We start from the raw sequence: 6,219 nt of genomic DNA on the forward strand, positions 1-6,219 counted from the left end.
CCGTGAAAGTCGCCGCAAGCCAATGTCTTTGAAGTCTTTTTTACCTGAAAACGACGGAGGAACCCAGGAGTGCCCCGTTAGCCTGACAGACTTTCATGCTCCGGGGTGGTAGGTCCCCCTTCCATGGCCGTTAGCCGGTGGAGGCTCCCGACATATCCAATAAAAATCAGCGGCGTCGGTACAATGAAAGCCCCCCCGTGGGAGCGGCTTTAGCCGCGACGAGGCCAGAGTCTTTGCAAGTTCTCGTCGCGGCTAACGGCCATGGCGCCCGCACCACCCCGCAAGATGAAAGTGGCGGGCGCCGGCCGTTCCCCCACCCCGCCCTCCCCCACGAGGGGGGAGGGAGAAGTGGACCGCGCTCCCGGCGCGACTTTCACGGTAAAGCCGTTCCCACCGGGGCCCGGCCTGACTTTAACGGTAAACGCCGGCCCATTCGCCTGAAGTCCTGGGTCCAACGGTCGTCTTCCGGCTCTTCTCCATTCATATAGACGTGGCAAACCGTCTAGGAACGCGGCCCATGTGACTCGCCTTGAACAGTGGGGTAAAGTGCTCAGGGTGGGGCGGGCCGTCCGCGCAGCGGACCCCGGCCGGCTGGATCTGGTGCGCGGTCCGCCTGGATCGATACGGGCCTTGGGTGACGGATGGCCGTGGTCGAAGACCAATGGTTGCGGCGCTTCCGGGATCGACGGCCCACGCAGCGGAATATTCAACGGGGGGAGACTGCGATGACGACTGAATCGGGTTACGCCCAGCCGAAGGGCCACCGGCTACGCCTGCTGCTGCCGTTCTTCTTCCAACGCGCGGCGGTGGCCGCCGCGGCGCAGCGGTTGGGGGGATTGACCCACGAGACGATCAAGCGCGTTAACGAGAAAGAGGAGAAGAAGACCTGGCCCTGCTGGATGGCGGGCGAAGCCATCCCGCAATTCTATCGGGACGAGACCCTGCGCAATGTCCGCGACTTCCTGTTCGGCGTCGGCGACGGCCCGGGCGGCTGCGGCTATCTGCGGGTACCGGACGCGACCGCCAACACCTGGTTCAAGCGCGGCGGGAGCTTTGAACCCGCCGCGGGCTCGGCCGGACCCAAGGCAGGGGACAGACCCGCGGCCTTCAAGGTCCACCTGGCCGCACCCGGCATCGAGTTGTTTCTCTCCCCGCACGGCGCCGGGGTGTTATCCGTGGCCTTCGAGCCCCCGGACGGCCTCGATCTCACTGTGCTCCAAGACCTGAACTATCGCCTGTCGCAGGGCCGCCGCTTCACCGCCTGGCGCTTCCGCACGCCGCATGGCGACCCGAACCGCACCCCGCCGGCCGACGATGTGCCGCTGGTGCAACGTCTGGGCTACAGTGGCGGGGCCTTCCATTTGATCGAGTGGGCCGGATTTCTGCTGGAACCATTGGCCGACCTGGGCTACCAATCCATGCAGGACCAATTTTCGGTCTATTGCGTGACCCGCTTCGGCCCGGCCGCCGACTTCACTGACCCGACGGTGAGCGCATCCCTGCGCCCCTTCCTCAACGCCCTGGCCCATGTGGAGGAGCCCGGGCACGCGGGCAGCCTGACGGTGGCGCAACAGGTGCTCAATCCCCGGCATTGGGCCGCGGTGGGGAGCCTCGGGGCCGCGCACCTGGTCGCCGATCAGGACCCGCCGCGATCCTACGATGAGCAGCGCCTGCCCTCGGTGCTGCACAAGTATTTCATCCCCTATCTGGTCAGCCTGCTGCAACGCGCCGCCCTGCAACGCCTGCTCGGTGAGGCTCGCGCGGCGCTCGCCGCCGCGGGTGACGAGGCACCGCGCGCGGGCCAACCCGTGCCGGTGGCCGATTTGCCGCAGCGGCTGCGCGGCCTCAATGGGCAGGCACTGGCCTTTACGGTCAACGGCTGTTTCACCGAGGTCAGTTCCCGCGAGGTGATCAATCAGTATTACGACCTGGTGCAGACCGGCCTGCGGGTGGCGGACGGCTTAGGCACCCTTCAGCGGGCACTGCGCGATGCGGAGGCGATGGACAATGATCGTTACCAGGGCACGGCCCTGGACGAATTGGGCACCCTGGCCCGCGACCTCAAGAAACTGCTCGACGAGGCCGCCAACAGCGCGCGCCTGGTGGCCCATGTGCAATCCAAGGTGGAATGGCTGGAGGTCTTCTTTGTCTCCTATTACTTCACGGCCCTGATGTACTACGTCAATCACGGCGATTCATTGTTCAGCCCCGACTACAGCTTCTGGAGCCTGGTTCTGGCCCCCGCGGTCTCGGGTGCCATCGCCTTCTTCGGGCTCAAGCCGCACAAGCTGCGCGGGCAGACGGAGCATCCCACGGGGACGCCACCGGGCGGGGACAGCCCCGCACCGGACAAGGGACACACCGGCCACGCCTGGGGCTTTCTCGTCTGGCTCATCGCCGTCTTCATTCTTTGGTTGGTCGTGGGATTCAATCGTTTCCCAGCCGAGCCGGGAAGCGGGCACCAGGCAGCGCACGCGCCGACTGCTGTGGTGTCCGGGAAGGGTGCGGCGCCCGGCGGGGCGGGCATCGGGGTTGGTGAAAAGCACTGAGCGAGCGAGGGGAGTTCCGCCCTTGCATTGACGCTTGTCTACCCGGTGCGCCCGCCGTACCCTGAGCACCGTAGGCCACTGTTCAAAGCGCGTCACTCAGGTGGAGGTTCCGGCGATGGGGCATCATGAAAGTCTGGCTGACATCCATGCGCTGGAAGAGGATCTGCTTGAGTTCGAGCGCACGTATGGGCTGCGTTCCGAGACGTTTTTCCCCGCCTATATGAACGGCGAGGAGCCGGAAGACGACCGTTGGACGTTGGATTTCGGCGAATGGGCCAGCGTTTATCGAACCTGGTTGTCGCGTCAGGCCGAATACCGCAATGAGATTCAACGCATTCAGCGCAATGCTCCCAGCGGCCTTGATCAGAATTTCGTCCGTCAGGCGTAATCCCTGTAGGTCGCCCTTCAGGGCGACCCGCGGAAGCGCTGGCGCCTGGTCGCCCTGAAGGGCGACCTACACCTGACCGTGGTCGGAATTATGATCGAGGCCGCTCCCAGCCTCGCGGGATTGATCCGGATCGCTGCATCAGCGGTCGCCTCCTGAGACCCTATCCATGACCATGCCAACCCGTCTCGCGGGCAAGATCGAGCAACTGAAGACCCTGCTCGTCAATGCCGACGATTTTTCACTCATCATGAATTATTTCCTCGACGACCTGGTGCCGGACCCGGCCTTCCGGGCGAAAGGCAAGCCGCTGAAGGATAAAACCATCGAGCAGCGGTTTCGAGGGGTACTCGGAATCCTGCAAGAGCGGTTGGCGATCCAGTCCGCGGGTCCGGCACAGATGATGGCCGCCCTATGGCTCAAGGATTTTGCGCTTGCCCATGGCGCCTTCGCGTTGGGCAACCGGTTGGGCATGGTCTTTTATTTCCGCGATTTGGACATGGGGCTCTGCGCGCTCGGCGCACTGGACGGCTCCATGGATGTGATGTTCTCGCGCTTCTCGGTCTACGATGGCATCGATCCCTCGAAAAGCCTCCATATCGATCGATCCAAGCGCCGCCATTGAGACTCGTTGTGGTCTGGCGATCAGCCCGCTGCGGCAGTCTCGGCCGGCGCCGCCGGCCAGGTGATGCAGAGCCCCGCCATGGCCGCAACCGCGGTCTCACCCACGAGCGCCTGCACCTCGGGGCGGCCGTAGGCCCCGTCCGCCAGCCGGTAGATCATCAGGGTCCGGTCGGTGGGGTGGACCAGCCAATATTCCCGTACCCCCGCCCGCTCATAGGCGTCGCGCTTCTGGCGCTGGTCCTTGGCGGCGGTGCGTGGCGACAGCACCTCCACGATCCAGTTCGGAGCGCCCCGGCAGCCGGCGTCGTCGAGCTTGCCGGGGTCGCAGATCACGGCGATGTCGGGTTGGACCACGGTGTCCACCCGCTCGTCCGCCTCGTCGGCCTTGGGCAGGCGCACGTCGAAGGGGGCCACATAGACCTCGCAGGGGCTGTCGCGCAGGAAGGCGTGGATTTGGGTGGCGATCTCCAGCACCAGTTTCTGATGGATGCGTGTCGGGGCGGGGCACATGTTGTAGGCCTCGCCGTCGATCAGTTCCCACCGCTCGTCGTCCGGCCAGCGGGTGTAATCGCCGTAGGTGAAGTGGTCGCGTTTGAGGGCGAGTGGGGACATGGGCGTTGCTCCGCTGTGTCAACGGCCGGCGACTTGCCGGCCCGAGGGAGTGGGCTCAAGTATAACCGCGAGCGGCGTCGCGGCTGTCCCGTGAAGTCGGCCTGCGCGTGACACTCGATCGGAAGAAATCAACAGGGCACATCACCATGACGAGCGAATCAGACGCCGCCCAGCCGAAGGCGCCCGCACTGCGTCCCTTCCTCAACGCCTAATCGAACAGGTTCTGCACCGGCACCCGGGTTCCGGTGAAACATAAGGCGCCGCCCATCACCTCGGGGTCGCGGCTGAGGGTTGGCAAAGGCATGAAAACCTCCCGGTTGTGCTCGGGCTCGGTGGTGCGGGATCAGGCGGCGCCGACGCTCGCCATGGCTCGCCCCTGATCGGCTCGCCGATCCTGGACTCCAAAATGGAAGCCTATGCGTTCCGGCGATTGGCTGCAAGCCGGGCTCGCGGCGGCGGCGTAGGCGATTCGCCGGGAGCGGTGCCCCGCTCTCGTGCCGCCTGGAATCGAGCGAGACCTGAGCCTCATGCCGAGGCCACCTGCGTGGGGTCGTAGTGGAGGACCAGCAGCCGGGCGGCATGGATGGGCGCCAGGGCATAGGTCCGGCCGGTATCGTCGATAAACTCGACCTCGTAGGCCTCGTCGCCGAGCGCCCCGCCTAAGGGTTCCACCACGGTGCCGACCTGACCGGCAATCAGGCCGATCTCCGGCAGGTCGGTCGTCAGGGCCACGACGTCGAACGGCTTGATGGCTTCGTTCATTGCAACCTCCTGGCTGGTTACAGCACATAGCAACTGGTGAGCCGCGGGAAGTCCTCGCCGGTGCGCACGATCCACGTGGTGCGCACCAGGGCGGTCCCCTTGGCTCCGACGATAGACGTGTCTAAATACTATCGCTGACCGTGAACATCCGCCGCCCCGGGGGTTGCGTCGCCCGCTCGGGCGGCCTGCAGGAAAGCGGTCCGCAGCCATGCGGCCTCCCGTGCGGCGATGCCCAGCACCGAGGCGAAGACCCGCGCCTTGTGCCGGCCGCGGGGATGCGCCGGGTTCAGGCAATAATCCCGGAGCTTGTCGAGGTCCACCAGGACGCCCACGGCGTTCGGTAGGCGCATGGGTTGGTGGGTGGGATCAGGTGGTGTCCGAGGTGGCGTCCGGCGGTGGAGCCTCCGCTGCTTCGCCGGGGACGGTGCCGCTGCCTTCGTAGTCGGCGATCGTGATGCGCTGGTTGCCGCGGTAGAGTTGCAGGCAGAAGACGTGGTTGCTGGCGAGCGAGACGACCAGGATGCCGTCGGGCAAGAGTGCGCGGGTCTCGACATTGGCCTGTCCTTCCCAGCAGGTCGGATCGGTTGGAATGGCACAGGTGGCAACCCCCGCGCTCCTGCCCTGGGACCAGCCGGCCGTTTGGTTGGAGACGGCGGCCGGTAGCTCGGCTTGCTGCCGGGAAAACAAGAGCGCCGGGTGCTCCCAGGGGAGATCGATTGTCGCAATGGGCTCGCCGATGGGCTGGCCGTCTTGGCCATCCCACAGGCGCAGGGTGCGGTCCAGAGACCACGAGTGGATACGCCCGTCGGGGAGCGGCAGGGCGCCAACAACCCAGTCGGTATGCCCGGCGAGGGTGGCGAGCGGGGCGCCGCTCCGGCCATCCCACAGGCGTAGGGTATGGTCTTTGGACCACGAGAGGATGCGCCCGTCGGGGAGCGGCAGGGCGCCCCGAACCCATTCGGTATGCCCGGTGAGGGTGGCGAGCGGGGCGCCGCTCCGGCCATCCCACAGGCGTAGGGTGTGGTCTTTGGACCACGAAAGGATGCGCCCGTCGGGGAGCGGCAGGGCGCCCCAAACCCCGTCGGTATGCCCGTCGAGGGTCGCGAGGAGGGCGCCGCCGTGGCCATCCCACAGGCGTAGGGTATGGTCTTTGGACCACGAAAGGATACGCCCATCGGGGAGCGGCAGGGTGCCCCATACCCACTCAGTGTGCCCGGCGAGGGTGGCGAGCGGGGCGCCGCTGTGGCCATCCCACAGGCGCAGGGTGCCGTCCCCAGACCACGAGAG

Annotated in this window: 8 protein-coding genes; 3 read left to right on the forward strand and 5 right to left on the reverse strand. The window is 66.2% G+C overall.

Annotation, left to right across the window (positions count from 1 at the left end):
• Nucleotides 1-725 precede the first annotated feature (725 nt).
• The 3 genes from QZX93_RS15115 to QZX93_RS15125 all read left to right on the forward strand — a co-directional run bounded on the left by QZX93_RS15115 (nucleotide 726) and on the right by QZX93_RS15125 (nucleotide 3,559).
• Complete coding sequence (locus QZX93_RS15115) at nucleotides 726-2,549, forward strand: hypothetical protein (protein ID WP_295393204.1); 1,824 nt, start codon at nucleotides 726-728, stop codon at nucleotides 2,547-2,549.
• Nucleotides 2,550-2,664: 115 nt separating this feature from the next.
• Nucleotides 2,665-2,937: a hypothetical protein gene (locus QZX93_RS15120; protein ID WP_295393203.1), complete on the forward strand. Its 273-nt coding sequence runs from the start codon at nucleotides 2,665-2,667 to the stop codon at nucleotides 2,935-2,937.
• Between the two features lie 166 nt (nucleotides 2,938-3,103).
• Nucleotides 3,104-3,559: a hypothetical protein gene (locus tag QZX93_RS15125; RefSeq protein ID WP_295393202.1), complete on the forward strand. Its 456-nt coding sequence runs from the start codon at nucleotides 3,104-3,106 to the stop codon at nucleotides 3,557-3,559.
• A gap of 20 nt (nucleotides 3,560-3,579) precedes the next feature.
• On the opposite strand, the gene QZX93_RS15130 is transcribed toward QZX93_RS15125, so the two are convergent.
• The 5 genes from QZX93_RS15130 to QZX93_RS15150 form a co-directional block, all read right to left on the reverse strand.
• Complete coding sequence (locus tag QZX93_RS15130; protein WP_295393201.1) at nucleotides 3,580-4,170, reverse strand: Uma2 family endonuclease; 591 nt, start codon at nucleotides 4,168-4,170, stop codon at nucleotides 3,580-3,582.
• Between the two features lie 208 nt (nucleotides 4,171-4,378).
• On the reverse strand, nucleotides 4,379-4,474 hold the full coding sequence (locus QZX93_RS15135; protein WP_295393200.1) for a DUF433 domain-containing protein: 96 nt from the start codon (nucleotides 4,472-4,474) through the stop codon (nucleotides 4,379-4,381).
• Between the two features lie 221 nt (nucleotides 4,475-4,695).
• Nucleotides 4,696-4,932, reverse strand: coding sequence for a DUF4926 domain-containing protein (locus QZX93_RS15140; RefSeq protein WP_295393199.1), 237 nt, complete (start codon nucleotides 4,930-4,932; stop codon nucleotides 4,696-4,698).
• A gap of 128 nt (nucleotides 4,933-5,060) precedes the next feature.
• On the reverse strand, nucleotides 5,061-5,282 hold the full coding sequence (locus QZX93_RS15145; RefSeq protein ID WP_295393198.1) for a DUF6883 domain-containing protein: 222 nt from the start codon (nucleotides 5,280-5,282) through the stop codon (nucleotides 5,061-5,063).
• 16 nt (nucleotides 5,283-5,298) lie between these two features.
• Nucleotides 5,299-6,219, reverse strand: a 921-nt coding sequence (locus QZX93_RS15150; RefSeq protein WP_295394727.1) for a WD40 repeat domain-containing protein, incomplete at its 5' end; no start/stop codon positions are given.

It is taken from the genome of uncultured Thiodictyon sp., assembly GCF_903946935.1.
Taxonomy (GTDB): Bacteria; Pseudomonadota; Gammaproteobacteria; order Chromatiales; family Chromatiaceae; genus Thiodictyon.